We start from the raw sequence: 25,549 nt of genomic DNA, 5'->3' as shown, positions 1-25,549 counted from the left end.
CGGGTTCCCGGGTGCCGAGCCCCGCCGGGCGGCGCCCGCCCGCTCAGGCCTTCTCCGCGGGTCCCCCGGGAGCGGCAACGCGCCGCGCGTGGACCTCCGCGAGGAGGCGTTCGGCGCGCCGGGACCGGCGCAGCAGGCGAGGTGCTCCGGCGCCCGTCGCGGCGAGGAGGATCACCGGCAGGGGGCGGCCCGCCAGGACGGCCAGGGCGATGGACCAGGGAGGGACGCCCGCCAGGGCGCAGGCCAGGACGGCGACCCGGGGGGTCCACGGCAGGAGCGAGAGAAGGGCGAGGGCCCAGACGCCGTGCCGTGCCACGAACGCGCCGGCCTCGCGCAGCTCACCCCGGCCCGGCATCAGCTCCCTCGCCGCGTCCAGCAGCCAGGGGCCGGCCAGTTGCGCGGCCGTCGCCGTCAGGAAGGCGCCGAGGGCGGAAGCGGTGACGAAGGTCAGGGCGATCATCCGCCGGCGCCGGGGGTGGAGCGCCGAGACCCCCATGAGCAGTGTCTGGTTGGGCAGGGCCGGCAGCGCGTAGTCGCTGAGCGGGAAGAGGACCAGTGCCGGAAGGAACCACCGCCGGTGGGCGGCGCGGTCGAGCCGGATCAGGATGCGGGCGGTGCGCGTGGCGGGACGGCCGCGCGCGGCCGCCGTGCGGGCGTCAGCCATGCCGCAGCGAGCGGTAGCCGAGCGACGGTGCCACGCGCATCAGGGCGGGCAGAAGACGGGTCTTGCCCACATAGATGTCCGTCCGCTCGCGGTGGATGCCCTCGACCACCGCCCGCGCCGCCTCCGCCGGGCTGATCTTGCCCCGGCCCCGGCCCGCGGTCATGTCGGTGTCGACGAGCGGGAGGATCGCGTCCATCACCTTGATGTGGGGCGCCGCGTCCTCGCACTGGTAGCGCAGGGCGCGGGTGAACGTCCGCACCGCCGACTTGGCGGCGCAGTACACGGGTGCCGAGGCCTTGGGGATGACGGCCAGCCCGCTGCTGATGTTCACGATCGCCGCCGATGGCTGGTCCCGGAGGTGGGGGAGCAGGCCCGTGGAGAGCGTGACCACGGCGTCCAGGTTGACTGCCAGCTCCCGGCGCAGGACCGGCCGGAGGTCGCCCGGCCGGGCGGTGAGGAAGTCGCTGAGGTTCTGCACCCCCGCGTTGTTGATGACGACGGAGACGCCGGGGTGACGGCCGGGCAGCCCGTCGCAGAAGGCGTCGACGGCTTCCGGGTCCGTGAGGTCCAGGGGCTCGGCCGACACCCGGTCGCCGTGCTCGGCCACGAGGTCCGCGAGCCCGTCGGGATCGCGGCCCACGGCCACCACCCGCGCGCCGAGCGCGATCAGCCGCCGGGTCAGCGCCCGGCCGACGCCGCGGGTGGCGCCCGTGACGAGAACCGTTCTGCCGGTGAGGTTCATGAGGTCCTTCTCTTTCTCTGTTCATGGGTGCGGCTCCCCGGTTCGTCGGGGGCGGGCCGCCGGAACGCCGAGCGGTAGACCGCCGGGGTCATGGCGGTCCGGAGTTTGAAGTGGCGGGTGAAGTGGGCCTGGTCCGCGTAGCCGCAGGCGAATCCGATGACCCCGACGGTGTGTCCGCCGCTCATGAGCAGCTCGGCCGCGGCCTCCGCGCGCACCGTCGCGAGCAGTCCGCTGAACCCTCCCGCGCCGGCCAGCCGCCGCTGGAGGCTCCGTGGGGGGATGCCCAGCTCGGCGGCGAGACATCCGAGCCTCCAGCGGCGCGCGGGGTCGGCGGCGAGGAGTCCGCGCGCACGCGAGGCCACGTCCCGTGCGGGGGCCTGCGCACGGGCCTCCGCGACGGGCGCGGTGTGCGACCAGGTGAACCGCCACACACCGCCGTCCCGATGGGGAGGGGACGCGGTGAAGGCGCCGTCCGAGAACACGGTGACCGGCACGGCGCCGCCCGCGGCGACCTCGACGTCCCGTGCTCCGCACAGCGGCAGCAGCGCCGTCAGCACGCCGAGGACGAGGGCGTCCTCGGCGGGCTCCGGCCCTTCCCCTTCCGGTCCGGCGTGTTCCGCGACGAGGCGCCCCGGACCGCGCTCCCGGACCACCACACGGTGACGGGAGTGGGTGAACCGCTCCAGCCGCTGCCATCGCTCGAACAGGTCGTGCGGGGTGACGGCGCCGAGCAGCGCGGCGACGGCGGGGTCGGACGAGACCGCCGGCAGCGCCGAACCGACGCGGAGCAGCGGCAGGAGGCCGTGCTCGCGGGCGAGGCCGGTCAGGAATCCCCGCTTCACCGCGAACGGGAGCAGGGCCCCGTCGCTCACGGGTGCGACGGCGTCGATGCCCTCGGCCGCCAGCGCGCGCTGGACCAGTTCGAGCAGTCTGGCGCTCGCGTACTCCTCCATGACCGTTCCTTCCTCCCGCTTGCCGGCAACGGTAGATCCGGCCCCGCGGGGTGTCTTGAACGATCACGCCACACGATCCGCCGCTGGAGGGGCGGGGAAGGAGGGGCGGGGAAGGAGGGGCGGGGAAGGAGTGGCGGGGGAGGAGGGGAGGAGAGGAGGGGACCTCGGGTCAGGGAGCGCAGACGACGCCCGAGCACTGGGCGGACTCGGCGTTGCCGCTCGCCCGGTTCCCCCCGCCGTCGGCGTTGCCGGGCTCGGCGAAGATGCCCCAGCCGTCGTTGTCCCTGGCGGTGTTGGACTGAAGGGTGTGGACGGCCTTCGAGACGAGGATGCCGCCGCTCTGGTTGGCGTTGGTGGTGTTGCGGACCAGCCGGTTGCCGGTCCCGGGTGCCGCCTCCCCCTCGATGTGGATGCCGAGTGATCCGTTGTGGCCGGCCTGGTTGAGCCGCAGGGAGTTGCCGAGTGAGAGCTTCAGACTGATGCCGTCCCCGCTGGTGTGGTCCGCGGTGTTGGACTCGATCAGATTGCGGTCTGACTCGCTCAGTTCGATGCCGCCGGTGTTTCTGCTGACGTCGTTTCCGGTGACCGTGTTGTCGTCGGCGGACTGAAGGACGATCCCGCTGTCGCCGTTCTCCTGGAGCGTGTTGGACAGCAGCCGGTTGCCGGTGGAGTCGGAGACGGTCAGCCCGGCGTCCTGGTTCAGGGAGGACACATTGCCCTGGACGAGGTTGCCGTTCGAGCCGAGCCGCAGGGCGATCGCGCCGTCACTGCTGTTGGCGACGGTGTTGCCCAGCAGGCTGTTGCCGCCGGCGCCCTCCAGGATCAGTCCGCCGTCCCCGCTGTCGTCGATGTGATTGTCCTCCAGGCGGTTGTCGGCGGAGTTCAGTACGAGGACGCCTTCCCCCTGGTTGGCGGTGATCGTGTTGCCGGCGATCACATTGCCGCTCGACCCTCCGGTCAGCACGACGCCCCGCTGGGCCTGCCGTTCGATGATGTTGTCGCGGACGCGGTTGCCGGTGTCGGCGTTGTCGAGCTGGACACCGGAGAGTTCGTTGTCCTGGATGGTGAGTTTTTCGATGACATTGCCCGAGGCGCCGGGGTCGAGCCGGGCTCCGTGGTCGAACTGCCGCACATGGGCGGGGGCACCGCCGCCATTGGTGACGAGGGTGTCGTCGAAGCCGTTGACGCGGATGCCGGTACCCAGGCCGACGCCGTCGATGGTGTGGCCATTGAGGTCGATGGTGAGGCCGTTGCCGCCGACGATCAGGCCGTCGCCGGGGCAGTCGAGCAGATCGGCGGTGAGCACCACACCGGTGGTCACCGTCTGGCCGCAGGAGAGCGGTGCGGCGTGGGCCGTCGACGGATGCACCGAGAGACTGAACAGCGCGGCGGCTCCCGCCGCCGCGAACCACCCTGAAGGAAGCGTTCTGGAGAGGCGGATCATGCCGGGACTCCTTCTGCCATGTGTTGCCAGGCCGAGCCTGCGCAGCCGGGTGCGGACCCTGGGGCAGGCGACGAGACGGATGGCTCGTCCTCCCGCACAGGGTCAAGCGACGGCCTTCCGAAGGCTATGAACCGGCAAAGAATGACCTGACCCGAGCGGAGATTGTCCGAATCATGGATTTGGGTGCTGTATTCACCCATCCATGCGTTTTGCTGTCTCTGCCCTGACAGGGGATGCCGTGGGGGAATCCGGCCGCCGCGCGCCCGGGCCGGCCGGCGGGCGCGGCCCCTCCTCCGGTCAGGCCCCCTTCACGAAGACGAGCACCTCCGTGGAGGCGACGCCCATGGGCGCCAGAAAGCTCGCCTCCAGCCGGCAGCCGAGGGTCGCGAAGAGGTCCACGCAGGTCCGGCGCGGTATGGCGGCCGGGTACGAGCCGTGCCCCGCGCCACCCCGCGTCGCCCAGGTGCCCACGGTGGCCGGGTCCAGACAGGTCTCCGTCATGACGTCGAAGACGATCCGGCCACCGGGCCGGGTGACGCGGGCCATCTCGAAGAAGTAGCGGACGGCGCAGAGGAAGGTCACGGTGTTGAAGACCTTGTGGGCCTGGACGAGGTCGACACTGCCGTCGGGCGTCGGGGCGAGACTGCTTCCCGAGGCCGGCTGGGCGATCACACCGAAGGTGTCCACCAGATACGCGGCCCAGGGCGCCGCCGTCTCGTATATCTCGTAGCGGCCCGGTGAGCACTCCTTGAGTGTCTTCTCCAGGTACCGTCCGGACCCGGGGCCGATCTCCAGCGCCGTGTCCGGGCCGGCCGCGAAGACGCCGAGAGCCCGCAGTTCGTCGATGGTGGACTGGGTGGCGCCGGGCGTCCCGTTCATCACCGCGTCGATGTGGTCGCCGACCGACAGTCCGGCCGCCCGCGCGGCCCGCATCGTCGCCTCGAACGGGATGAAGTCGTCGACGCCCCCCAGATTGTTGGCGCTGCGCACGATGTCGAATCCGGTGCGCCCCAGGAGCCGCTTGACCCCGGACTTCACCGCTGACGTTCCCCTGCCTGCCGCCTTCATGAGGCATGCCCCCCAGGTCGTCTCCACCCTCGGTGTGCCAGCATAGGATCGCGGGCGCGGTGGCGCAGCGGGACGGTGAATTCGCTCCGCGACCGCCGGAGCGCGCGCCCCGGCCGCAAGCCCCCTCCGGGCATCGGCGGTCTCCGCGCGTCCACGCTCGCCGAACCCCCGCGCTCCCCGGCCTCCCGTCACTCTCCTCCCGTCCTCCCGCGCGGACGGCTCCGGCCTCCGTTCCCGGCCCCGGAGGGTGTCCCCGTCCACGGCCGGCGACCGAGGGCAGCAAGTTAATCGTCAGTAACTGAAGTGGCTGATGTCCCGCACTTCCGGATACCTGCCCAAAGCCTTGTTCCAACAGGTTACGAGTGGTTCACTTCACGCCACCAGGTCGTGTTCCGAGGAGGCTCCCATGGCTGTTGATCAGCACGCGCAATCCGGTTCGGCCTCAGGAGGCGCGGACCGGACCCAGGACCCTTCCGTCAGGCGCCGGGCCTGGGGAGTCCTCGCCCTGCTGGTCTGTCTGATGCTCGTCAACTACGCGGACAAGGTCGTCGTGGGCCTGGCCGGCGTCGACATGAAGAAGGATCTGGGCCTGGACGACGCCCAGTTCGGCGTGATCCAGAGCAGCTTCTTCTGGCTCTTCGCCGTGGGGTCCATCCTCGGCGGCTGGCTGGGCGGCAAGATCCGTGCCCGCTGGCTGCTGGCGGGGATCGCGGTCATCTGGGCGCTGAGCCTGGCGCCGATGGCCGCGCAGGCGGGCTTCACCACGATCATCGCCTGCCGTGTCCTCCTCGGTTTCGCGGAGGGGCCGACCACGGCTCTGGCCATGCAGGTCGCCCACTCCTGGTTCCCCGCCCACAAGAGGGCGGTCCCCAGTTCGATCGTCGTCGCGGGCGCGGGCATCGGGCCGCTCATCGCGGCGCCGGTGCTGACCTGGGTGATCGCGGAGTACTCCTGGCGCATGGCCTTCGGCACCCTGGCCGTGTTCGGCGCGGCCGTCGCCCTGCTGTGGCTGCTCGCCGGCGACTCCGGCCCGGAGGCGGCCGGCGGCTCCCACGGCCACGGCGCCGGAGCCCCGGCGGCGCTGCCGGAGCGGGTGCCGCTGGCCCGGCTCTTCGGGACCGGCACGCTCATCGGCATGACGCTGCTGTTCTTCGTGGCGTACGCCAACACCTCGGTGAAGGTGAGCTGGCTGCCGCTCTATCTTCAGGAGGGCCTGGGGTACGACGCCAGGACGGCGGGCAACCTGGTCGCCCTGCCGTATCTGGGGAGTGCCATCGCGGTGATCCTCGCCGGAGTGGTCTCCCGTGTGCTCACCCGGCGCGGGATCGGCAACCGCGTCACCCGCGCCATCCTGCCGGCGGGGCTGGTCCTCGCCTCCGGGGTGTGCACCATCGGCTTCTCCTCGCTGGACCGGGGCGCCCCGCAGATGGCGCTGCTCATCCTCGGCTCCTGTCTGAACTCCGCCGGGTACGGCGTCGCCTTCGCCGGGCTCGCCGATGTCGTCCCGGCCGCCCAGCGCGGCACCGTCTTCGGCATCGTCACCGGCGTCTACAGCCTGGGCGGGATCATCGCCCCCATGGTGATCGGCCGGCTGGTCGCCTCGGGCGATTCCGTCGCGGCGGGGTACGGGGAGGGATTCCTGGTCCTCGGCGTCACGATGATCATCGGTGCGGTGATCGCGCTGATCCTCGTCCACCCGGACCGGGACGCCGGGAAACTCACCGCCGGGACCTGACCCGGTCCGCTTCCCCGACTGAACCGCCCGCAGCTCGGAACGATCCGAGCGGTGGGCGGTTCTGTGGTTATCAAGGATTCACCTCCGCATCGAGTCGCCGCCTGTCATGGGAGAGGAAGTGAACGGCTTCTTATGGCTGCTCCCGGTACACCGTAGCGCCGGGAGGCATGGGGGCGGGCCTCGGCGAGGAGAGTGGCTTGATTCTCGACGAAAACCGATTGGTGTGCTCATCAATGCCTTGACAGCAGGCAACTTACCGAGAAAAGTGAAGGAGCGCTAACTAGGAACTGGAGATGTTATGAGTCGCAGAGCCCTGGTGGCCGGAGTGGGTATGGTCCCGTTCGCCAAACCCAGCGCCGCCAAGACGTACGACGAGCTGGGCGCGGGCGCGGTGCGCGCCGTCCTGGCGGACGCGGGACTGTCGTACGACCGCATCCAGCAGGTGTACGCCGGGTACGTCTACGGCGACTCCACCTGCGGCCAGCGCGTCGTCTACCGGTTCGGTCTCACCCGGGTGCCCGTGCTCAACGTCAACAACAACTGCGCCTCGGGCTCCTCCGCGCTGTGGCTGGCCCGGCAGGCCGTCGAGAGCGGCGCGGCCGAGTGCGCGCTCGCCGTCGGCTTCGAGCAGATGCCGCCCGGCGCCCTCAGCGCCAAGTGGCAGGACCGCCCGCTGCCGCTCACCGACTTCGCCGAGGCGCTGCGGGAGGTCCACGACGTCGACCCGGACCTGCCGATGACCCCCCAGTACTTCGCCGCCGCCGGCGTCGAGTACATGGAGAAGTACGGGATGAGCGCCGAGACCTTCGCCAGGGTCTCGGTCAAGGCCCGCGCCCACGCCGCCCACAACCCCTACGCCGTCTTCCGCGATCCGATCACCCTGGACGAGGTCCTCGGCGGACCGCGGATCGCCGGGCCGCTCACCCGTCTCCAGTGCTGCCCGCCCACCTGTGGCGCCGCCGCCGCGATCGTCTGCTCCGAGGAGTTCGCCGCCCGCAACGGCCTCACGCCCAGGGTCGCCATCGCCGCCCAGGCGCTCCACTCCGACGCCGCCGGCCTCTTCGACAGGAAGAGCGCGATGTCCCTGGTCGGCACCGATGTGACGCGGGCCGCCGCCCAGGAGGTCTACGAGAGGGCCGGTGTCGACCCCCGGGACATCGGGGTCGTCGAGCTGCACGACTGCTTCACCGTCAACGAGGTCCTCACCTACGAGGGCCTGGGCCTGTGCGAGGAGGGCGGCGCCGAGAGGTTCATCCTCGACGGCGACAACACCCACGGCGGCAGGGTCGTGACCAACCCCTCCGGCGGCCTGCTCTCCAAGGGGCACCCGCTGGGCGCCACGGGACTCGCCCAGACCGCCGAGATCACCTGGCAGCTGCGCGGCGAGGCCGGGGCCCGGCAGGTCGACGGCGTGACCCTCGGCCTCCAGCACAACCTCGGCCTCGGCACCGCCGGAGTCGTCACCCTGTTCGAGAAGGTGGACTGACCATGGCCATCGACCCCGCCGTCATCGGCACCCGCACCGACGCGTTCGAGACCCGGGCCGAGCGCGGCCGGCTGCGCTTCTTCGCCCGGGCCACCGGCCAGACCGACGCCGTCTACACGGACCCGGCCGCCGCCGCGGCGGCGGGCCACCGGGACCTGCCGGTACCGCCGACCTTTCTCTTCTGCCTGGAGATGGACAACCCCGACCGGGGCGCGTTCCTCACGGACCTCGGGATCGACGTCCGCACGGTCCTGCACGGCGGCCAGGAGTTCGCCTACCACGCCCAGGCGTACGCCGGTGACCCGCTGACCTTCCGGACCGAGGTCACGGACGTGTACGCGAAGAAGGGCGGCGCGCTCCAGTTCGTCGTGCGCGCCACCCATGTCACCCGCGACGGCGAGCCGATCGCCACCCTCACCGGCACCGTTGTCGTGCGCGACCCGAAGGCGGCCCTGTGATGCCCACCCTGAACCCGGGCGACAGCCTCAGCCTGGAGGCCCCGAAGATCACCCGTACCGTGCTCGCGCTGTACGCGGGGGCGTCGGGCGACCACAACCCGGTGCACATCGACACCGACGCCTGTCACGCCGTGGGCATCCCCGATGTCTTCGCGCACGGCATGCTCTCCATGGCGTATCTGGGCCGGCTGCTCACCGACTGGGTCCCGCAGGAGCGGATCGTCTCCTACGGGGTGCGCTTCTCCGCGATCACCCCGGTCAACGCCACCCCGGTCTGCACGGGCACCGTCACGCGGGTCGCGGACGGGGTCGCCCACCTCGACCTCACGGTCTTCCTCCCCGACGGCACCGTGAGCCTCCGGGGCTCCGCCGCCGTCACCGTCGACTGACACATCCAGCAACGAGACAAGGGCTGTGCACATCATGGGAACCCTGGACGGCAAGACCGCCATCGTCTCCGGCTCGGGCCGGGGCATCGGCCGCGAGGTCGCGCTCAAACTCGCCGCCGAGGGGGCGAGCGTCGTCATCAACGACCTCGACAAGGCGCCGGCCGAGGAGACCGTCGCCGACATCACGGCCGCCGGCGGCCGGGCCGTCGCCTGCGTCGGCTCGGTCACCGAGGAGGGCTTCGCGGACCGCTTCGTCACCACCGCGACCGAATCCTTCGGCGGCCTGGACATCATCGTCAACAACGCCGGATACACCTGGGACACCGTCATCCAGAAGATGACCGACGAGCAGTGGGACGCCATCCTCGACGTCCACCTCAAGGCGCCGTTCCGCATCCTGCGGGCCGCCCAGCCCTACATCAGGGCGAACCCGACCGAGTACCACCGCAAGGTCGTCAACGTCTCCTCCACCTCCGGCCAGTACGGCAACCCGGGCCAGGCCAACTACTCCTCCGCCAAGGCCGGTGTCATCGGCCTCACCAAGACCATGGCGAAGGAGTGGGGCCGGTACCGGGTCAATGTCAACGCCGTGGCCTACGGCTTCATCCTGACCCGGATGACCGAGGCCACCGCCGCCGACGACGCCACCGTGGAGATCGGGGGCCGCCGGATCAAGGTCGGTGTCAGCCCGCAGATCGCCGAGGCCGTCAGGCGCACCAACCCCTTCGGCCGCCCGGGGACCCCGGCCGAGGCCGCCGGCGCGATCTACCTGCTCTGCACGCAGGAGGCCAACTACATCAGCGCCCAGGTCGTGACCGTCGACGGCGGTTCCCGCTGACCCGGGCCACCGCGCCGACCCCGGCGCCGCCCCGCCGGCCGGCCGCGACGACGGCCGAGGGCGGCGCCCCGCACCGACTCCGCAACGAACCCAGGGACCCGTCATGAAGCGCAACATCTACACCCGGGAGCACGAGGCGTTCCGGGCGATGATCCGGGACTTCATCGCCAACGAGGTGGTGCCCCACTTCGACCGGTGGGAGAGGGACAACCTCGTCGACCGCGACCTCTTCCGCAAGCTCGGCGCGCTGGGCGTCATGGGCTTCGACATCCCGGAGGAGTACGGCGGCTCCGGTGACACCAGCTACAAGTTCCAGGTCGTCATCACCGAGGAGTGCGCGCGCGCCGGGGTCTCCCTCGGCCACTACGGCGTCTCCACCGGCATTGTCCTCCCCTATCTGCTGAACCTCGCCGACGAGGAGCAGAAGAGGCGCTGGCTGCCCGGCATCGCCTCCGGCGAGACCCTGCTGTGCATCGCCATGACCGAGCCCGGCACCGGCTCCGACCTGGCCGGTATCCGCACCACGGCCACGCTGTCCGACGACGGCACGCACTACGTCCTCAACGGCGCGAAGACCTTCATCACCGGCGCCCGCAACTCCGAACTCTGCGTGGTCGCGGCCCGCACGGCCCCCGCCACCGCCGAGGACCGCCGCCACGGCCTGAGCCTGCTGGTCGTCCCGACCGACAGCGAGGGCTTCGCCTACGGCCGCAAGCTCGACAAGATCGGTCTGCGCTCCTCCGACACCTCCGAGCTGTCCTTCACCGATGTCCGCGTCCCGGCCGGGAACATCCTCGGCGAGCCGGACAAGGGCTTCTCCTACCTCGGACGGAACCTGCCCCGCGAACGTCTCCAGATCGGCGTCGGCGCCGTCTCCTCCGCCGTCGCCGCCATCGCCTTCGCCCGTGAGTACGTGCTGGAGCGCCAGGTCTTCGGCAAGCCGGTGGCCGCCTTCCAGAACACCAAGTTCGTCCTCGCCGAGTGCGCCACCGAGGTCGAGGCCCTCCAGGCCATGGTCGACAAGGGGATCGAACTCGACGACTCCGGCGAGCTGACCGGAGCCGACGCCGCGAGGATCAAGCTCTTCGGCACCGAGGTCGCCGCACGCGTCATCGACAAGTGCCTCCAGCTCCACGGCGGTTACGGCTACATGCTGGAGTACCCCATCGCCCGGCTGTACGCCGACACCCGCGTCTCCCGCATCTACGGCGGCACCAGCGAGGTCATGAAGACCATCATCGCCAAGGACCTCGGTCTGTAGACCGCTCCCCGTGCGCCCCGGCCGCCCCGCTCCTCCCGCGCGGGCCGGCCGGGCGACGGCCCGCTCCACCCCGCCGCCCTCCCGGAACCGAAGGAAGCCGAGACACTTGAGCACCACCGCATCCACCACCACCGGCGCCCTGGCCGGTATCCGCGTCGTCGAACTGGGCGGCATCGGGCCCGGCCCCTTCGCCGGAATGCTCCTGGCCGACCAGGGCGCCGAGGTCGTCCGCGTCGACCGCCCGGCCCTGGCGGGCACCGCCTCCGGGCACCCGGTCCTGCACCGGGGCCGCCGCTCGGTCGCCCTCGATCTGAAGGACCCGCGGGGCGTCGAGGCGGCACTCGCGATCATCGACACCGCCGACGCCCTCGTCGAGGGCTTCCGCCCCGGCGTCGCCGAGCGCCTGGGCCTCGGCCCCGGGATCTGCCTCGCCCGCAACCCCGGGCTCGTCTACGGCCGGATGACCGGCTGGGGCCAGGACGGCCCGCTCGCCCAGGCGCCCGGACACGACATCAACTACATCGCGGTGGCGGGTGCGCTCGGAGCCCTCGGCGCCGCCGGCGAGAACCCGCCCGTACCGCTCAACCTCTTCGGCGACATGGGCGGCGGCGGGATGCTGCTCGCCCTGGGCATCACCACCGCGCTGCTGAGCGCGGAGCGCACGGGCAGGGGCCAGGTCGTCGACGCCGCCATGACCGACGGCACCGCCGTCCAGCTCGCCCTGATCCACGGACTGCTCGCGGTGGGGCGCTGGGAGGACGCCCGCGGCGTGAACCTCTTCGACGGCGGTGCCCCCTTCTACCGTACGTACCGCACATCCGACGGCGGCCATATGGCGGTCGGCAGCGTCGAGACACCGTTCTACGCGGCCCTGCTGGACGTCCTCGGCCTGGCCGGCGACCCGCTCTTCGCGCGGCAGCACGACCGCGCCGCCTGGCCCGCGATGAGCGCCCGCCTCGATGAGGTCTTCGCCGGCCGGACCCGCGCCGAGTGGACCGCCGTCTTCGACGGCACCCCGTCCTGTGTCACCCCGGTGTACGGCCTCACCGAGGCCGCGAGCCACCCGCACAACGTGGCACGCGGCACGTACTACACGGAGAACGGCCTCCTCCAGCCCGCCCCCGCGCCCCGCTTCAGCGGCACACCGGCCGCCACTCCGCGACCCGCCCCGGTGGTCGGCGCCCACACCCGCGAGGTGCTCACCGAGGCGGGTCTGGACGCGGACACCGTCGACGCCCTCGCGCCGCGCGTCTGACGGACCGGGCTCACCCGCCCGTCACGGCAGGGCGACGGGGAAGTGCCGCGGGGGCTCCTCCAGCAGCCCGTGGAGGGTGGTGAGAACACCGGTGTCGCCCTCCGTGACCACGGAGCCCGAGCCGATGCCGTCGCCGAAGGCCGTCTCCCCGGCGAGAATCCGGTTGAGCGTGGCGCGCTCCAGCCGCAGGGTGAGCTGCGGGGCCTCCCCGTCGGGGGCGTCGCCGCGCATCGGTGTGAGCACACCGTTGCCGACCAGGACCGTCCACACCTCGTCGGTGTCCGTGAACTCCCACCGCAGCAGCAGCCGGTGGGCGGCGGCGCGCGGCCCGTCGAGGCGGACGGCCAGGGACTGGAAGATCTGCCCGGTCGTCAGCCCGGCGAGCATGTCCGGGCTCCGGTGGTGCGGTTCGCTGCCGGCGGGCCCGTCGGAGCCGGTCCGCAGCTCCTGGGCTCCGGTGAGGTAGAAGTTGCGCCAGACGCCGTTCTCCTGGGCGTGCCCCAGCCTCTCGAAGGTCAGCGCCTGGAGCTCACGGGCCCCGGTGTGCTCCGGTTCGGCGAAGAGCACATGGTTCAGGACCTCGGCGACCCAGCGCGGATCGCCCTCGTCGAACGACCGGCGGGCCCTGGCCACGACGGCGTCGGCGCCGCCCATGAACTCCACGTAACGACGGGCCTGTTCGACCGGCGGGTGCTGCCACAGATGGGCCGGATTGCCGTCGAACCACCCCATGTAGCGCTGGTAGACGGCCTTGATGTTGTGGCTGAGGGAGCCGTAGTAGCCCCGGACGCTCCAGGCCGCGTTCAGCTCCCCGGGGAACGCGGTGATCTCCTCGGCGATCTCCGGGCCCGTCAGGCCCCGGTTCATCAGCCGCACCGTCTGGTCGTGGAGGTACGCGTACGCGTCCCGCTGTTCCGTGAGGATACGGCGCACCTCGGCATGGCCCCAGGTCGGCCAGGTGTGCGAGCCCATGAGGACTTCGGCGTCGGCGAAGAGCCCGACGCACTCGGTGATGTACGCCGCCCAGGCGCGGGCGTCCCGGACGAGCGCCCCGCGCAGCGTCAGCACATTGTGCAGCGTGTGGTTGACCATCTCGGCGATGAGCAGGACCTTGTGGTCCGGGAAGTAGAAGTTCATCTCCGAGGGGGCCTCGGCGTCGGGCGCCATCTGGAAGACGAATCGCACCCCGTCGAGCACCAGTTCCTCGCCGGTGCGGTGGATGGTGCGGGTGGGAGGGAGCAGCCCGATGGTCCCGGTCGAGAGCGCCTGGGCGATACCGAAACCGACCGTGCCCTCGGGGCCCGGGGGCAGGGACTTGCCGTACATGTAGACGGCACGGCGGCGCATCGCGGGGCCGGCGAAGACGTTCTCGCTGACCGCGTGCTCCATGAAGCCCTCGGGCGCGACGATCTCCACCCGGCCGGCGGCGGCGTCCCCGGGCGTGGTCACCCCGAGCACGCCGCCGAAGTGGTCGCCGTGGCTGTGGGTGTAGACGACGGCCCGGACGGGGCGGTCGCCCCGGTTGCGGCGGTACAGCTCCATACCGGCGGCAGCGCACTCCTGGGAGACCAGCGGGTCGATGACCACCACACCGGTGTCGCCCTCGACGATGGTCATATTGGAGACATCGAGGCCGCGGACCTGGTAGAAGCCGGGGGCGACCTCGAACAGCCCCTGCGCGGTGTTGTGTCCCGCCTGCCGCCAGAGACCGGGGTGCACGGTCGGCGGACACTCCTGCCCGGTGAGGAAGGACCAGCGGTCGTTGTCCCAGACGACCCGGCCCGCGGCGTCGCGGATGACGCAGGGGTCCAGCCGGTCGACCAGGCCGCGGTGCGCGTTCTCCCGGTCGCCGCTGTCGTTCCAGTCGGGTTCCTGTGTGGTGGTCATGGTGTCCCGTCTCGCGGAGGGGGAGTCAGCCGCGCAGGAGCGCGCGGCCGATGATGAGCTTCTGGACCTCGCTGGTGCCTTCGTAGATGCGCATCACACGGACGTCGCGGGAGATGCGCTCGACCGTGGTCTCGCGCATGTAGCCCATGCCGCCGTGGATCTGCACCGCGCGGTCCGCGACCCGGCCGGCCATCTCGGTGGCGAACAGCTTCGCCGTCGACGGACCGATCCGGGTGTCCTCCCCGGAGTCGAACCGGCGGGCGACATCGAGGACCAGGGCGCGGGCCGCGTCCAGTTCGGCACGGCTCTCGGCGAGCATCGCCTGCACGAGCTGGAACCGCCCGATGGGCTCCCCGCCCTGCTTGCTGTGACGGGCGTACTCCACCGACTCCTCCAGCGCCCGGGCGGCCTGGCCGACGCAGAGTGCGGCGACATGGACCCGGCCCTTGGCGAGGGAGCGCATGGCGGCGCCGAAGCCCCGGCCGGTGGTGCCGCCGACGAGGGCCGCGTACGGGACCCTGACCTTGTCCAGGAAGACCTCGGAGGTCCATGCGCCGGCCTGGCCGGTCTTGGCGTCCTTGGGCCCGATCACGAGCCCCGGTGTGCCCTGCTCGACCAGGAAGCAGGAGATGCCGTCGGTCGTCCCGCCGCCCTCACCGGTGCGGGCGAAGACCATGAGGACGTCGGCGACCGCCGCGTTGGTGATGAACCGCTTGGCCCCGCTGATCTCGTAGCACCCGTCACCGGTGTCCACGGCGCGGGTCGTCATCCCGGACGGATCGGACCCCGCCTCGGCCTCGGTCAGCGCGAAGGAGGCCACCGCGCCCCGGGCCAGTCTCGGCAGCCAGGTCTCCCGCTGCTCCCGGGTGCCCTGGTTCACCAGCACCTGGCCGGCGATGCCGATATTGGTGCCGAACATCGAACGGAACGCGAGGCTGGTCCAGCCGAACTCGAAGCACAGCCGGGCGTCCTCCTCGACCCGGGCGCCCATGCCGCCGTACTCCTCGGGCAGGGTGTAGCCGAACAGGCCCATGTCCACGGCCTTGCGCCGGATGTCGGCGGGGACCTCGTCGGCGAGCTCGATCTCGCGCTCGCGCGGCACGACATCCGTGCGGATGAAGCGGCGGACCGCTCCCAGTATGTGTTCGAACGCGGCACTGGCGCTGTCCATGGGTTCTCCTTGTCGTTGAAGGGTCGGGCGGAAGGGACACAGGGTCAGCGGCGGTCGTCGTGGAGACACTCTCTGAGCCGCGACTTGAGGATCTTTCCGGTCGGTGTCAGCGGCAGTGTGTCCACCACCCGCAGCTCACGGACCCTCTGATAGGGGGCGACCCGTGCGGCGACATGCGCCATCACCTCGTCGAGGACCTCCCGGCCGCTCCCCGCCGCGAACCGGGGGCGCAGGACGACGAAACCGACCGGGATCTCCCCGAACTCGGGGTGCGGGCGGCCGACCACCGAGGCCTGGGCGATCGCGGGGTGGGAGCAGAGAAGCTCCTCCAGCGGCTGCGGATAGACGTTGTACCCCTTGTAGATGAGCATGTCCTTCGCCCGGCCCACCAGGAACAGAAAGCCGTTCTCGTCGAAGTGGCCCATGTCGCCGGTGCGCAGCCAGCCGCCCGCGAACTGCTCGGCGGTCAGCTCGGGCTCGTCCTGGTAGCCGTCGGCGATCTGCGGGCCGCGCGCCCAGATCTCACCCGTACCGCCCTGCTCCCGCACCGTGACACCGTCCTCGGCCCGGATCTCGATCTCGGTGTTGGTGATGGTGACGCCCACGCTCCCGAGCGGGGTCTCGATCTCCGCTCCGGGGGGCGACACCGTCAGGCCCATGGTGGCCTCGCTCAGCCCGTACCCCTCGGTGACGCCGGCGGTGGGGAAGGCCGCGCGCAGCTCGCCCAGCGCGGTGGTGTCGATCGGCGCGGCACCGGAGGTGATCATGCGTACGGACGAGACGTCCCGTCTGCCCAGCTCGGGGCTGCGCAGCATGGCGTGGTACATGGCGGGGGAGCCGGACATATGGGTGACGCCGTAGCGCTCGATGTCGCGGATGAACTGGTCCGCGTCGAACCTGCCGCCGGTGATGACCGCGGTGGCGCCGAGGAGGGTGTTGCTGTTGTGGCCGACCAGGCCGAGACCGTGGAAGAACGGCGCGATGGCGATGTTGCAGCCCTGGCCCGGCACGATCGTCCCCGGCGCGGGATCGTCGGTACGGGTGACCCGCACGCCGCCTTCGGCGTCCAGGCTCGGCAGGGACGACGAGCGCCAGCAGCCGGTCTGGAGCACATTGGCGACGACATTGCGGTGCAGCACCCGTACCGCCTTGGTCCGTCCGGTGGTGCCGCCGGTCAGCTGGAGGTGCGCGACCAGCTCCGGGTCGACGGGACTGTCCGTCAGCGGCTCACCGGACAGCAGCTCCGCGAGGGGGACGGAGCCCGTGGGGAGGACCGCGTCCGAGGGGGCCGGCCCGGCGGCCGTGCCGGGGACGTGGACCAGGAGCCGGTCCCCCTCCGGAGCGGCCTCGCGGAGCGCGGCGGCGTTGGCGGGGTGGGTGAAGACGGCCTTCGCGCCGCAGTCGGCGAGCTGGGCGCGCAGCGCGGCGGCCGGCTGGGCGGGGTTGAGCGGGGCGACCGCGAGGCCGGCGCACAGGGCGCCGTAGTAGGCCACGACATACCAGTAGGTGTTGGGCATGTGCAGCGCCACGGCGTCGCCGGGCTCCAGGCCCCGGGCGCGCAGCCCGCCGGCCACCCTGAGCGCCGCCGCGCGCAGCTCGGCGAAGGTCAGGGACTCCTCGCCGTCCAGCAGGGCGACGCGGTCCGGATACGCGCGGGCCGCGCCCGCGAGCAGGGCGTCGACGCCCACATCCGGGATGTCGAGGGACGGCGGCATGTTCTTCGGCCAAGCGTGGGGCACGGGTTCTCCTGGCGGCTTCACAGTGGACGGGGGCGCTGGATGTTCGGTGCGTGGTGGAGCCGGGCTCCGGTGGCGCGAGCGGGTCAGGCGGGGATCGTCGGCGCGGCCCGTGGCGGGTTCCCGAGCGCCGAGGCGAGGAGCCCCGGTGCCGAGGACCAGGTGACGCCGGCGAGGAGCCCCGGGACATCGGCGCCGCAGGCGGCGAACTTCCCCGCCAGCTCCCCCGGGGCCGGCGGGCGCAGTGGCGAGCCCGGCGGCTGGGCGAGGCTCGTACGGAGCGCGCTGCCGTCGGCCAGCTCCAGCCGGATGTCCACGGCACCGGAGAGCAGCCCGTTCCCCCCGGGCGTGCGCACGACCTCGGTGACCTCCATCAGCCGTCGCGCCTCGGGTCTGCCGACCGCCGCGTCCGTGAAGGACGTGAAGTCCGGGAAGCGGTCGAGGAGCGCGGTCGCGATGGCGTACGGCATGCTGAACCTGGCCTCCAGGCCGGTGCGGGGCCGGTCGTGGATCAGGGGCCGCATGCTCGCGTCGGGTGTCGTGACCACGATCCCGGTGACATCCGCCGGGGCGAGGCGGCCGTGCCGCTCCCGCAGCTCGCGGACGGCGGCGATCGGGCGCTGCATCGCGTAGCAGCAGGGGTGGAGCTTGACGGCGAGCCCGCCCGCCACGGCGGGGCGGTCCTCCGTGTCGACACCCGCTCCGGCTCCGGCTCCGGTTCCGGTTCCGGCACCCGTATCGGCTCCGGCTCCGGAGCCGCCGACCAGCTCCAGCCACGCGTCCAGCGCGCGCGGGTCCGCCGTCGCCCCGGCGAGGGCGAGACGTGCCGCCCGCACCCCCGCCTCGGCCGCGAAGCCGACCTGGAGCGCCTTGCCGTGTGTGCCGAACGCGGCCTGCACACCCCCGGCGGCGGGGACGGCGAGGGCCATCGCGGTCGCCAGCCGGCCGGGCGGCAGCCCCAGCGCGACACCGGCGGCGGCGGCCGCCGCGGGCGCTCCCTGGGTGCAGGTGGCGTGCCAGCCGGCCGCGTAGTGCGGCCAGCCGAGCAGCGTACCGAGCCTGGTCATGACGCCGGCCCCGGCGAGATAGGCGCGCGCGCCGCCGCCCGCGGCCAGCGCCGCGGCGACGGTGACCACGCTGACATGGCTCGTCGACCCCACATGGACGTCGTCGAAGTCCAGGACATGGCCGACCGCGGACCAGCGGGCGGCATCGGGCAGATCGGCGGCGAGCGCCGCCACCTCGTGCCCTCGCGCCGCGAGGGTCACGGCGAGCGTGTCCCGCAGCGAGCGTTCGGCCAGGGCCAGATCGTCCGGGTCCGGTTCGTACGACCAGGCCCAGCGGGCGAGCGTCCCGGCGGTTCCCGTGCGCATACGACGGCCCTCAGCGCCGCGGCCGGTAGTCGGTGTGGTGCTCGACGTGCCGGAAGAGCGCCTGGGCGGTGCCGTCGGCCGTGCCGCGTGCCGCTTCCTCGGCGATGTGGCCGACCAGCCCCACGGCCCGGGCGGCCACCACCACGGTGCGCACCTGCCGCCAGTCGAACCCCAGGTCCGACATGACCGCGCCGAAGGTGCCGGCGCCGTTGAGCGTGATGAGCTTCCCGCGCCGGCGCTCCATCTCGGCGTGGACCGCCTGGAGCAGCAGGCTGTGCGGCCCGAGGAAGCCCCACTCCTCGGCGAGCCGGAAGTAGCGGGCGGTGCGCGGGTCACGGGGCCGGTGGGTCGGGTGTCCGAAGCCGGGCACCTTCTCGCCGGAGGCCGTGAAGCGGTCCAGGATCTCCGCCGCCGTCCGCCCGGTGCTCTGCCCGCCGGGCGCGGACTCCAGCGCCTCCTGGAGCGTACGGGCCGTCAGCTCCATGGCGCCGAGGTAGACGCTGCCCGCGCCGAGCAGGCCCGCCGCGACGGCGGCCTGGGTCGCCTCGGGAGCGCCGAGCCAGGTGAGCCGGGCGGCCAGGGAGCTGGGGGTGAAGCCGTGCTCGGCGATGCCCACCATCAGCGCGTTGAGCATCTTCGACTCGTCGCCGGTGGGCAGCCGGCCCCGGGCCCCGAGGAAGACCAGGTCGGCCAGGCTCGCGTGCCCGATGACCTCGGAGCACAGGTCGTAGCCGTAGATGTTGATGGAGTCGGCGGTCGAGGTGCCGATATGGGTGGTGTACATGGCAGCCCTTCGGATGACGGGGTCGGGTGTCGGAGGGGACACAGGGGTTGGAGGGGGCGGAGTGATCGGATGGCCGGCGGGGCGGTGGGCTGGCCGGCCGGTCGGCCAGCCGGCTGGTGGTGCGGTGGGGCCGTGGGGCCGTCGGGTCAGAGGGAGGGGACCAGCGGGGGAGGGGACGAGGGCAGCCCGGCGAGGGCGGCGTCCAGGCCGCTCTGTGTCCAGCGGCCCTCGTGCTCATGGGTCTCGCGGACGGTCCAGCCGTCGTAGACATCGATCCGCCCGCCGCGGATCATCAGCATCTGGCCGGTGGCCCGGCACTTCTCGGCGGCCAGCCAGGCGACCAGCGGTGAGACGTTCGCCGGGTCCCAGGTGTCGAACTCACCCGCGCGGGCGGCGAGTCTCCCGGCGAGGCCCGGGGTGTCGAGCGTCATCCGGGTCCGGGCCACGGGGGCGATCGAGTTGACCCGTACGCCGTACCGCTCCAGCTCACGCGCGGCCACGACCGTCATCACCGCGATGCCCGCCTTGGCCGCGGCGTAGTTGAGCTGCCCGGGGTTGCCGCGCAGACCCGACCCGGACGAGGTGTTGACGACGGACGCCGCGACCGGCTGCCCGGCCTTGGCCCGCCTCCGCCAGTGGGCGGCGGCATGGTGCAGGGTGGCGTAGTGGCCCTTGAGATGGACCGAGATCACCGAGTCCCACTGCTGCTCCGTCATTCCCGCCACCGTCGCGTCGCGGGTGATGCCCGCGTTGTTGACCAGGACGTGCAGCTCGCCGTAGGCCGTGAGGGCGCGTTCGACCAGCGCCCCCGCGGCGGCGAAGTCGTCGACCCGGCCGGTGTCGGCCACGGCCAGGCCGCCGGCCGCCCGGATCTCCGCGACCACCCGGTGTGCCGGACTCCCGTCCCCGCCGCGGCCGTCCCCGGCGACCCCCGGATCGTTGACGACGACCCGCGCGCCCTCGGCGGCGAGGAGCAGCGCGTGCTCGCGGCCGAGGCCGCGCCCGGCGCCGGTGACGATCGCCACGCGGCCGGTGAGGCTTCCCATGGTGCGCATCCCTTCGGAGAACGGCTTCAGTCGGTGGTGGAAGAGGAGCCGGAGCCGGTAGTGGCCGCCCCGCCCACCGCACCTGCCGCGCGCAGCCGAGCGATGTCCTCCCCGGTGTAGCCGCACCCGCGCAGGACGGCATCGGTGTGCTCCCCGAGCAGCGGCGCGCGCCGGATGCCGGGCTCGGCCCCGCCCGCGAAGCGGATCGGGCCGGCGGCGACCGTGACCGGCCGGTCCAGACCGGGGTGCTCGACCTCGCGGAGCATGGAGCGTGCCCGCAGATGCGGATCGTCGAAGAGCGATTCCGCCGTGTTGACCGGTCCGAAGGGGACCTTTCCCCCCAGCAGTCCGGCGAGTTCGGCGCGGGTGCGGCGCCCGGTCCACTCACCGACCAGCCCGAGGACCTCGGCCTGCCGGGCCACCCGGTCGGTGTTGTGCGCGTACCGGGCGTCCGTGCCCAGCTCCGGTCGCCCCATCACCTCGCAGAGCAGCACCCAGTGGTGGTCGGCGGGCGCGGCGGCCAGCGCGACGAATCCGTCCGACGCGGGGAAGAGCCCGAAGGGGCAGAACAGGGGATGCGCGTTGCCCTCGGGCCCGGGGGCGACGCCCTGGTAGGAGTACTGGTAGACGATCCGCTCGCAGGCGGCGACGACCGCGTCGTACATCCCCACGTCCACGAACCGGCCGAGCCCGGTGATCTCGCGCTCCCGCACCGCCGCGAGTGCTCCGACCGCCGCGAACAGGGCGGGCAGTGTGTCGCCGAGACCCGGACCGGCCTTGACGGGCGGGCCGTCGGCCGGGCCGGTGATCCCGAGCAGGCCGCCCATCGCCTGGGCCACGATGTCGTAGCTCGGCCAGTCCTGGATCGGGCTGACACCGGTGCGCGGGTCGCCGAAGCCCCGGATCGCCGTGTAGACCAGGCGCGGATTGATCGCGGCGAGCCGCTCGTAGCCGAGGCCGTGCCGCTCCATCACGCCCGGCCGGTAGTTCTCCACCAGGATGTCGGCGGTGGCGGCGAGCCGGCGGATCACCCCGGCGCCGCCGGGCTTCGTGAGGTCGACGACCAGGCCCTGTTTGTTGCGGTTGACGGACTGGAAGTACCCGCCGTACGCCTGGAGTCCGTCGCCCTCGGCGTACGGCCCCTGGGCGCGGGTCATGTCACCGAACGGCGGCTCCACCTTCAGGACGGTGGCTCCGAGGTCGGCGAGGACCATGGTGCAGAAGGGACCGGCGAGCATCCGGCTCAGATCGAGGACCGTGAGCCCGTGCAGGGGGCCGGGGGAGGACGGCGGGGCGACGGCCATCGTCAGCGTCCCAGCAGCGTGTCGGAGATGATCTTCATCTGGATCTCCGACGTGCCCTCGAAGATCTTGGTGAGACGGGCGTCGCGCCAGTGCCGTTCGACGGCGAAGTCGGTGGTGTATCCGGCGCCTCCGTGGATCTGGAGACCCTCGCTGGTGACCCGCTCGGCCATCTCGCTCGCGTGCAGCTTCACCATCGACGCCTCCAGATTGGACGGCCGGCCGGCGTCGTACTCCGCGCAGACCCTGTGCAGCAGCGCCCGCGACGCCTCGATCCGGGTGGCCATGCCGGCGATCTTGAACCGGATGGCCTGCTTCTCCGCGATCGGCCTGCCGAACTGCACGCGCTCCTTCGCGTAGCCGATCGAGTCCTCCAGCGCGGCCCGTGCCAGACCGATGGCGCGGGCCGCCGTGTGGATGCGGGCGATGACCAGATCGCCCATGGCGATCCCGAACCCGCGCCCCACCTCCCCGACGACCATGCCGGGCTCGACCCGGGCGTGGTCGAACGACAGCTCCCAGGTCCGCCAGCCGTGGTAGCCGATCTTGCGCACGGGGGTGCCGGTCACCCCCTCGGGGAGGGTGCCGCGCTCCTTCGGCATGAGGAAGCAGGTGATGCCGTGCGACCGCCGCGCCGGGTCGACCGGCTCGGTCCTCGCGAACACCTGGAGGTAGTCCGAGCCGTCGGCGAAGGTGCACCACATCTTCTGACCGGTGATCCGCCAGCCGCCGTCCGCGTCCGGCTCGGCGCGGCAGCGCAGATTCGCCACGTCCGAGCCGGCGTCCGCCTCCGACAGGGCGAACGCGCTGAGGAACTCGCCCCGCGCCATCCGGGGCAGATACGCGGCCCGCTGCTCGGCGCTGAACCCGTGCGCGAACTGCTGACCACGGGCGATCAGGCTCGCCACGCTCATCCAGCCGCGCGCCAGCTCCTCCACGACCAGCGCGTACTCGATGACGCCGAGGCCCAGGCCGCCGTACTCCTCCGGGATGAGGATGCCGAAGAATCCCAGCTCGGCCATCTTGCGGCGCAGCTCCATCGGGATCTCCCCGGCGACCGGGTCGAGTTCGCCGGCCACCGGGAGCACCTCCCTGGCGACGAATTCGCGTGCCAGGGCCTGGATCGCCAGCCGGTCCTCGGTGAGGAAGACCTCTGCCGGGCCTTCGGTGCGCGTGCTCATGCGTACGGCTCCCTCGTGGTGTCGCGCCGGGGATCGGCGGAGATGTTCCGGGCGGTCGTGCTCCGGCCGGTGCGGCGCGGACGCGGGCCCGGTGGTGGGGTGGAGGTCCGGGTGGTGGGGTATGTGCGGTGGTCCTCGGGGTGTGGGCGCGGGCCCCGGGCTCAGTCGGTGAGCGCCGCGGAGACCGCCGCGGCGGTGAGCCGCACCTGCTGGGCCCACCACGGCACACGGCGGGTGTCGAAGCGGCTGTCCGGCAGGGACAGCCCGATGCCGCCCGCCGGGACGCCGCCCGGACCGGTCACGGCGGCGCCCACGGCGCAGACGCCGTCCCGGTTCTGGCCCCGGTTGACGGCGAAGCCCCTGGCGCGGGCCTCCCGGAGCCGTGCCCTGATGAGGTGCGGCTCGACCAAGGTGTTCGCCGTCAGCCGGGGCACCGGCCGCGCGAGGACCCGCTCCACCTCCTCGTCCGGCATCAGCGCGAGAACGGCGAGGCCGGTGGAGGTGGCGGTGATCGGCGAGGTGGCGCCCAGCCGGTTGTGGGTCCGGACCGGATGACGGCAGTCGACGCGCTCGATCAGCACCATGCGGCAGGGGCCGTCCGGGACCTGGAGCGTGACCGTCTCCCCGGTCAGCGCGCCGAGTTCGCGCATGGGGCCGAGCGCCGCCTCGCGGATGCCCCGCTCCCCGGCCGCCGTCCCGGCGAGGGTGAGCATCCGGGAGGTCAGCGTCCAGCGCGTCTGCTCCTCGTCCGCCGCGCGAATCCAGCCCGAGTCGGCCAGGGCCCGCAGAACGCGCTGGACCGAGGATTTCGGCAGTTCGCAGACCCGGGACAGCTCGCCGACCCCGACGGGCTGGTGCGCGGCGACCGCTTCGAGAATGCGCAGACCGCGCTGGATGCCCTGCATGAGGTCCCCTTTCTCCGGCGGTCCGAGGGTTCGACGGGCCGTTGACCGGCACGCTATGCCGCCCATCGGTACCGGTAAAGCCTTGGGATTCCTTTGGATGTGATAGGCATGGCCTATGGAACGGCGCCATCTGGGCTACTTCGTCGCGGCCGTCGAGGCCGGCAGCATCTCCGGCGCGGCACGGCGGCTGCACCTCAGCCAGCCCTCGGTCTCCCAGGCGATCCAGGAACTCGAACGCGAGCTGCGGACGCCGCTGTTCGTACGGGGACGGAAGCTGACGCTCACCCCCGCGGGACGGGCCCTGCTGGGCCCCGCCCGCCGCACGCTCCGCGGCTTCGACAGCGTCCGGGCGGCGGTCGAGGGGGTGGGCACGCTCGCGACCGGGCAGCTCGATCTCGCCGTCGTCCCCGCTCTCGCGGTCGATCCGGCGGTCCGTGTCGTCACGGAGTTCCGCGCGCGCTACCCCGGTGTCAGGACACGGGTGCGCGAGGCGGCCAACGGAGTGGAGGGGTTCGCGGCGCTCCGGCGCGCGGAGGCGGAGCTGCTGGTCCACGACCATCCGGCGCCCTACCCCAAACACCGCGCGGTTCCGATAGCGCTCAGCGAGCTGATGGTGGTCCTCCCGCCCGGCACCTCGCTGCCGGAGGGCCCGGTCGGACTGGCCGAGCTGGTCCGTCACGACGTGGTCATGGGCGCCGCGGCGGAATCGGCGGTCGGCACCTGGATCACCGTCGAGGTGGCCGCCCTCCAGCTCCCGCCGCTCACGATCGCCGTGGACACCGCCCACCGCGACGCCGTCATCCCCCTGGTCCTCGCGGGCGCCGGTGCGACGGTGCTGCCCGAGCCCGCGGCGCGCGCGGCGGAGGCGCTCGGCGCGGTGATCCGCCCGGTCGGCTTCAACGTGCCGCGTCTGGCGTATCTGTACCACCGGATCGGCGAACTCTCGCCGACCGCGCGGGCGTTCGTCGACCTCGTGGAGGAGCTGGACGGAGCGGAGCGGGTACGCGGGTCATGAGCCCCGCCGGGCCGCCGGGCCCTGACCGACGCCCGGTGACCGCCCCGGCGGCCCGTCCGCGCCCGCACCCCGCTCCCGTACCGGTGAAAACCGGACGACAGCGGGGGACGGGGCGGTCTAACGTCCGCAGCCATGGAACCTTCTCTGCGGCGTCCTCCCCTGCGGGCCGACGAGCGCACCGCTCTCACCGGCTGGCTGGAACTCCAGCGTCAGATCCTGCGGTGGAAGTGCGACGGCCTGAGCGAGGCGGACGCGCACCGCCGGGCCGTCCCGACCTCGCCGGCGATGACGATGGCGGGGCTCATCAGCCATATGCGCTGGGTCGAGCACTCCTGGATCGAGGTGCTCTTCCTGGGCGGCGACATGACACGGAACCCGTCCTTCGACACGGTGGACGAGGCGGCCAACTGGCGCGCCGACGGCGTCCCGCTCGCGCGGTTGCTCGCGGAGTACGAGGCCCAGTGCGCCCGGAGCGACGAGATCGTGGCCGCCGCCTCGCTGGACGACATCGGCCGTCACCCCGGGCACCCCTCCGGCAGCGCCAATCTCCGCTGGATGCTCATCCACCTCGTCGAGGAGACCGCACGGCACGCGGGGCACGCGGACATCGTGCGGGAGCTGCTCGACGGGACGAAGGGGTACTCCTAGGTCGTCTCTCTCGGATCGTGCCGGGCTCGCGAGCCCCGGCACCGCGCCCCGCCGCGTTGTCGCCAGTCGCCGGTGTTCCGCGTGGGCTCCCTCCCCCGCCTCGCGATCCACGGCACCGGACCCCGCTCACCGATCCGGCCCGATCCGAGAGAAACTCCCCAGCGCCGGGGAGCGGAAGGGCTGACCGGTGGGAAGGACGATCCCCTCGC

23 protein-coding genes are annotated in these 25,549 nt (G+C 72.5%); 9 read left to right on the top strand and 14 right to left on the bottom strand.

What is annotated here, in order from left to right; genetic code table 11:
• Positions 1-43: 43 nt before the first annotated feature.
• The 5 genes from ABT122_RS15555 to ABT122_RS15535 form a co-directional block, all read right to left on the bottom strand.
• Positions 44-664, bottom strand: a complete 621-nt coding sequence (locus tag ABT122_RS15555; protein ID WP_351551143.1) for an SNARE-associated domain-containing protein — start codon at positions 662-664, stop codon at positions 44-46.
• Complete coding sequence (locus ABT122_RS15550) at positions 657-1,406, bottom strand: SDR family oxidoreductase (protein WP_351551140.1); 750 nt, start codon at positions 1,404-1,406, stop codon at positions 657-659. The genes ABT122_RS15555 and ABT122_RS15550 overlap by 8 nt, the downstream gene beginning before the upstream one ends.
• A complete protein-coding gene (locus ABT122_RS15545) occupies positions 1,403-2,359 on the bottom strand; it encodes a helix-turn-helix transcriptional regulator (RefSeq protein ID WP_351551137.1) in 957 nt (318 codons plus the stop codon). Before ABT122_RS15545 ends, ABT122_RS15550 begins: the two co-directional genes overlap by 4 nt.
• Positions 2,360-2,528: 169 nt before the next feature.
• Positions 2,529-3,803, bottom strand: a complete 1,275-nt coding sequence (locus ABT122_RS15540) for a right-handed parallel beta-helix repeat-containing protein (protein WP_351551134.1) — start codon at positions 3,801-3,803, stop codon at positions 2,529-2,531.
• Positions 3,804-4,100: 297 nt separating this feature from the next.
• Positions 4,101-4,871: a methyltransferase domain-containing protein gene (locus tag ABT122_RS15535; RefSeq protein WP_351551131.1), complete on the bottom strand. Its 771-nt coding sequence runs from the start codon at positions 4,869-4,871 to the stop codon at positions 4,101-4,103.
• Positions 4,872-5,277: 406 nt separating this feature from the next.
• Here ABT122_RS15535 and ABT122_RS15530 point away from each other — a divergent pair, with 406 nt between their 5' ends.
• The 7 genes from ABT122_RS15530 (at position 5,278) to ABT122_RS15500 (ending at position 12,293) form a co-directional block, all read left to right on the top strand.
• Positions 5,278-6,606 (top strand): MFS transporter, encoded by a 1,329-nt coding sequence (locus ABT122_RS15530; protein ID WP_351551128.1) that lies wholly within the window; start codon positions 5,278-5,280, stop codon positions 6,604-6,606.
• Positions 6,607-6,904: 298 nt separating this feature from the next.
• Positions 6,905-8,092 (top strand): lipid-transfer protein, encoded by a 1,188-nt coding sequence (locus tag ABT122_RS15525; RefSeq protein ID WP_351551125.1) that lies wholly within the window; start codon positions 6,905-6,907, stop codon positions 8,090-8,092.
• 2 nt (positions 8,093-8,094) lie between these two features.
• Positions 8,095-8,550 (top strand): MaoC family dehydratase N-terminal domain-containing protein, encoded by a 456-nt coding sequence (locus ABT122_RS15520; RefSeq protein ID WP_351551122.1) that lies wholly within the window; start codon positions 8,095-8,097, stop codon positions 8,548-8,550.
• On the top strand, positions 8,550-8,939 hold the full coding sequence (locus ABT122_RS15515) for a MaoC/PaaZ C-terminal domain-containing protein (protein WP_351551116.1): 390 nt from the start codon (positions 8,550-8,552) through the stop codon (positions 8,937-8,939). Before ABT122_RS15520 ends, ABT122_RS15515 begins: the two co-directional genes overlap by 1 nt.
• A 34-nt stretch (positions 8,940-8,973) precedes the next feature.
• Positions 8,974-9,777, top strand: a complete 804-nt coding sequence (locus tag ABT122_RS15510; RefSeq protein WP_351551163.1) for an SDR family NAD(P)-dependent oxidoreductase — start codon at positions 8,974-8,976, stop codon at positions 9,775-9,777.
• 103 nt (positions 9,778-9,880) lie between these two features.
• Positions 9,881-11,038 (top strand): acyl-CoA dehydrogenase family protein, encoded by a 1,158-nt coding sequence (locus ABT122_RS15505; protein ID WP_351551113.1) that lies wholly within the window; start codon positions 9,881-9,883, stop codon positions 11,036-11,038.
• 106 nt (positions 11,039-11,144) lie between these two features.
• Positions 11,145-12,293, top strand: coding sequence for a CaiB/BaiF CoA transferase family protein (locus ABT122_RS15500; RefSeq protein WP_351551110.1), 1,149 nt, complete (start codon positions 11,145-11,147; stop codon positions 12,291-12,293).
• Between the two features lie 21 nt (positions 12,294-12,314).
• Here ABT122_RS15500 and ABT122_RS15495 read toward each other — a convergent pair whose 3' ends face one another.
• From ABT122_RS15495 to ABT122_RS15455, 9 genes are all read right to left on the bottom strand, one after another.
• Entirely contained in the window at positions 12,315-14,180 is a 1,866-nt protein-coding gene (locus tag ABT122_RS15495; protein ID WP_351551108.1) for an alkyl/aryl-sulfatase, read from the bottom strand.
• Positions 14,181-14,205: 25 nt separating this feature from the next.
• Entirely contained in the window at positions 14,206-15,351 is a 1,146-nt protein-coding gene (locus tag ABT122_RS15490; RefSeq protein WP_351551105.1) for an acyl-CoA dehydrogenase family protein, read from the bottom strand.
• A 44-nt stretch (positions 15,352-15,395) separates the two neighbouring features.
• Positions 15,396-17,090, bottom strand: coding sequence for a class I adenylate-forming enzyme family protein (locus tag ABT122_RS15485; protein WP_351551102.1), 1,695 nt, complete (start codon positions 17,088-17,090; stop codon positions 15,396-15,398).
• Positions 17,091-17,173: 83 nt separating this feature from the next.
• Positions 17,174-18,460: an MmgE/PrpD family protein gene (locus ABT122_RS15480; protein ID WP_351551100.1), complete on the bottom strand. Its 1,287-nt coding sequence runs from the start codon at positions 18,458-18,460 to the stop codon at positions 17,174-17,176.
• Between the two features lie 10 nt (positions 18,461-18,470).
• Complete coding sequence (locus ABT122_RS15475) at positions 18,471-19,244, bottom strand: citryl-CoA lyase (RefSeq protein ID WP_351551097.1); 774 nt, start codon at positions 19,242-19,244, stop codon at positions 18,471-18,473.
• A gap of 146 nt (positions 19,245-19,390) precedes the next feature.
• Positions 19,391-20,290, bottom strand: a complete 900-nt coding sequence (locus ABT122_RS15470; protein WP_351551094.1) for an SDR family oxidoreductase — start codon at positions 20,288-20,290, stop codon at positions 19,391-19,393.
• A gap of 26 nt (positions 20,291-20,316) precedes the next feature.
• Positions 20,317-21,594, bottom strand: a complete 1,278-nt coding sequence (locus ABT122_RS15465; RefSeq protein WP_351551090.1) for a CaiB/BaiF CoA transferase family protein — start codon at positions 21,592-21,594, stop codon at positions 20,317-20,319.
• Positions 21,595-21,596: 2 nt separating this feature from the next.
• Positions 21,597-22,772 carry an acyl-CoA dehydrogenase family protein gene (locus tag ABT122_RS15460; protein ID WP_351551087.1) on the bottom strand — a complete coding sequence of 392 codons (1,176 nt, stop codon included), beginning with the start codon at positions 22,770-22,772 and terminating at the stop codon, positions 21,597-21,599.
• Positions 22,773-22,933: 161 nt separating this feature from the next.
• Positions 22,934-23,677, bottom strand: a complete 744-nt coding sequence (locus ABT122_RS15455) for an IclR family transcriptional regulator (RefSeq protein ID WP_351551084.1) — start codon at positions 23,675-23,677, stop codon at positions 22,934-22,936.
• A 115-nt stretch (positions 23,678-23,792) separates the two neighbouring features.
• On the opposite strand from ABT122_RS15455, the gene ABT122_RS15450 reads away from it, so the two are divergent.
• Positions 23,793-24,692 (top strand): LysR family transcriptional regulator, encoded by a 900-nt coding sequence (locus ABT122_RS15450; protein ID WP_351551081.1) that lies wholly within the window; start codon positions 23,793-23,795, stop codon positions 24,690-24,692.
• Between the two features lie 132 nt (positions 24,693-24,824).
• Positions 24,825-25,340, top strand: coding sequence for a DinB family protein (locus tag ABT122_RS15445; protein WP_351551078.1), 516 nt, complete (start codon positions 24,825-24,827; stop codon positions 25,338-25,340).
• The last annotated feature ends 209 nt before the right edge of the window (positions 25,341-25,549 follow it).

This window comes from Streptomyces sp. NPDC001985 (assembly GCF_040296845.1).
In the GTDB taxonomy this organism is placed as follows: domain Bacteria; phylum Actinomycetota; class Actinomycetes; order Streptomycetales; family Streptomycetaceae; genus Streptomyces.
Note: the sequence above shows the minus strand (reverse complement) of the source record. Positions and strands in the feature narration are given on the sequence as shown.

What these genes read in the sequence shown, in the direction of transcription:
- ABT122_RS15555 (WP_351551143.1), bottom strand. Translation starts at nt 664, where the DNA reads ATGGCTGACGCCCGCACGGCGGCCGCGCGCGGCCGTCCCGCCACGCGC.
- ABT122_RS15550 (WP_351551140.1), bottom strand. Translation starts at nt 1,406, where the DNA reads ATGAACCTCACCGGCAGAACGGTTCTCGTCACGGGCGCCACCCGCGGC.
- ABT122_RS15545 (WP_351551137.1), bottom strand. Translation starts at nt 2,359, where the DNA reads ATGGAGGAGTACGCGAGCGCCAGACTGCTCGAACTGGTCCAGCGCGCG.
- ABT122_RS15540 (WP_351551134.1), bottom strand. Translation starts at nt 3,803, where the DNA reads ATGATCCGCCTCTCCAGAACGCTTCCTTCAGGGTGGTTCGCGGCGGCG.
- ABT122_RS15535 (WP_351551131.1), bottom strand. Translation starts at nt 4,871, where the DNA reads ATGAAGGCGGCAGGCAGGGGAACGTCAGCGGTGAAGTCCGGGGTCAAG.
- ABT122_RS15530 (WP_351551128.1), top strand. Translation starts at nt 5,278, where the DNA reads ATGGCTGTTGATCAGCACGCGCAATCCGGTTCGGCCTCAGGAGGCGCG.
- ABT122_RS15525 (WP_351551125.1), top strand. Translation starts at nt 6,905, where the DNA reads ATGAGTCGCAGAGCCCTGGTGGCCGGAGTGGGTATGGTCCCGTTCGCC.
- ABT122_RS15520 (WP_351551122.1), top strand. Translation starts at nt 8,095, where the DNA reads ATGGCCATCGACCCCGCCGTCATCGGCACCCGCACCGACGCGTTCGAG.
- ABT122_RS15515 (WP_351551116.1), top strand. Translation starts at nt 8,550, where the DNA reads ATGCCCACCCTGAACCCGGGCGACAGCCTCAGCCTGGAGGCCCCGAAG.
- ABT122_RS15510 (WP_351551163.1), top strand. Translation starts at nt 8,974, where the DNA reads ATGGGAACCCTGGACGGCAAGACCGCCATCGTCTCCGGCTCGGGCCGG.
- ABT122_RS15505 (WP_351551113.1), top strand. Translation starts at nt 9,881, where the DNA reads ATGAAGCGCAACATCTACACCCGGGAGCACGAGGCGTTCCGGGCGATG.
- ABT122_RS15495 (WP_351551108.1), bottom strand. Translation starts at nt 14,180, where the DNA reads ATGACCACCACACAGGAACCCGACTGGAACGACAGCGGCGACCGGGAG.
- ABT122_RS15490 (WP_351551105.1), bottom strand. Translation starts at nt 15,351, where the DNA reads ATGGACAGCGCCAGTGCCGCGTTCGAACACATACTGGGAGCGGTCCGC.
- ABT122_RS15480 (WP_351551100.1), bottom strand. Translation starts at nt 18,460, where the DNA reads ATGCGCACGGGAACCGCCGGGACGCTCGCCCGCTGGGCCTGGTCGTAC.
- ABT122_RS15475 (WP_351551097.1), bottom strand. Translation starts at nt 19,244, where the DNA reads ATGTACACCACCCATATCGGCACCTCGACCGCCGACTCCATCAACATC.
- ABT122_RS15470 (WP_351551094.1), bottom strand. Translation starts at nt 20,290, where the DNA reads ATGGGAAGCCTCACCGGCCGCGTGGCGATCGTCACCGGCGCCGGGCGC.
- ABT122_RS15465 (WP_351551090.1), bottom strand. Translation starts at nt 21,594, where the DNA reads ATGGCCGTCGCCCCGCCGTCCTCCCCCGGCCCCCTGCACGGGCTCACG.
- ABT122_RS15460 (WP_351551087.1), bottom strand. Translation starts at nt 22,772, where the DNA reads ATGAGCACGCGCACCGAAGGCCCGGCAGAGGTCTTCCTCACCGAGGAC.
- ABT122_RS15455 (WP_351551084.1), bottom strand. Translation starts at nt 23,677, where the DNA reads ATGCAGGGCATCCAGCGCGGTCTGCGCATTCTCGAAGCGGTCGCCGCG.
- ABT122_RS15450 (WP_351551081.1), top strand. Translation starts at nt 23,793, where the DNA reads ATGGAACGGCGCCATCTGGGCTACTTCGTCGCGGCCGTCGAGGCCGGC.
- ABT122_RS15445 (WP_351551078.1), top strand. Translation starts at nt 24,825, where the DNA reads ATGGAACCTTCTCTGCGGCGTCCTCCCCTGCGGGCCGACGAGCGCACC.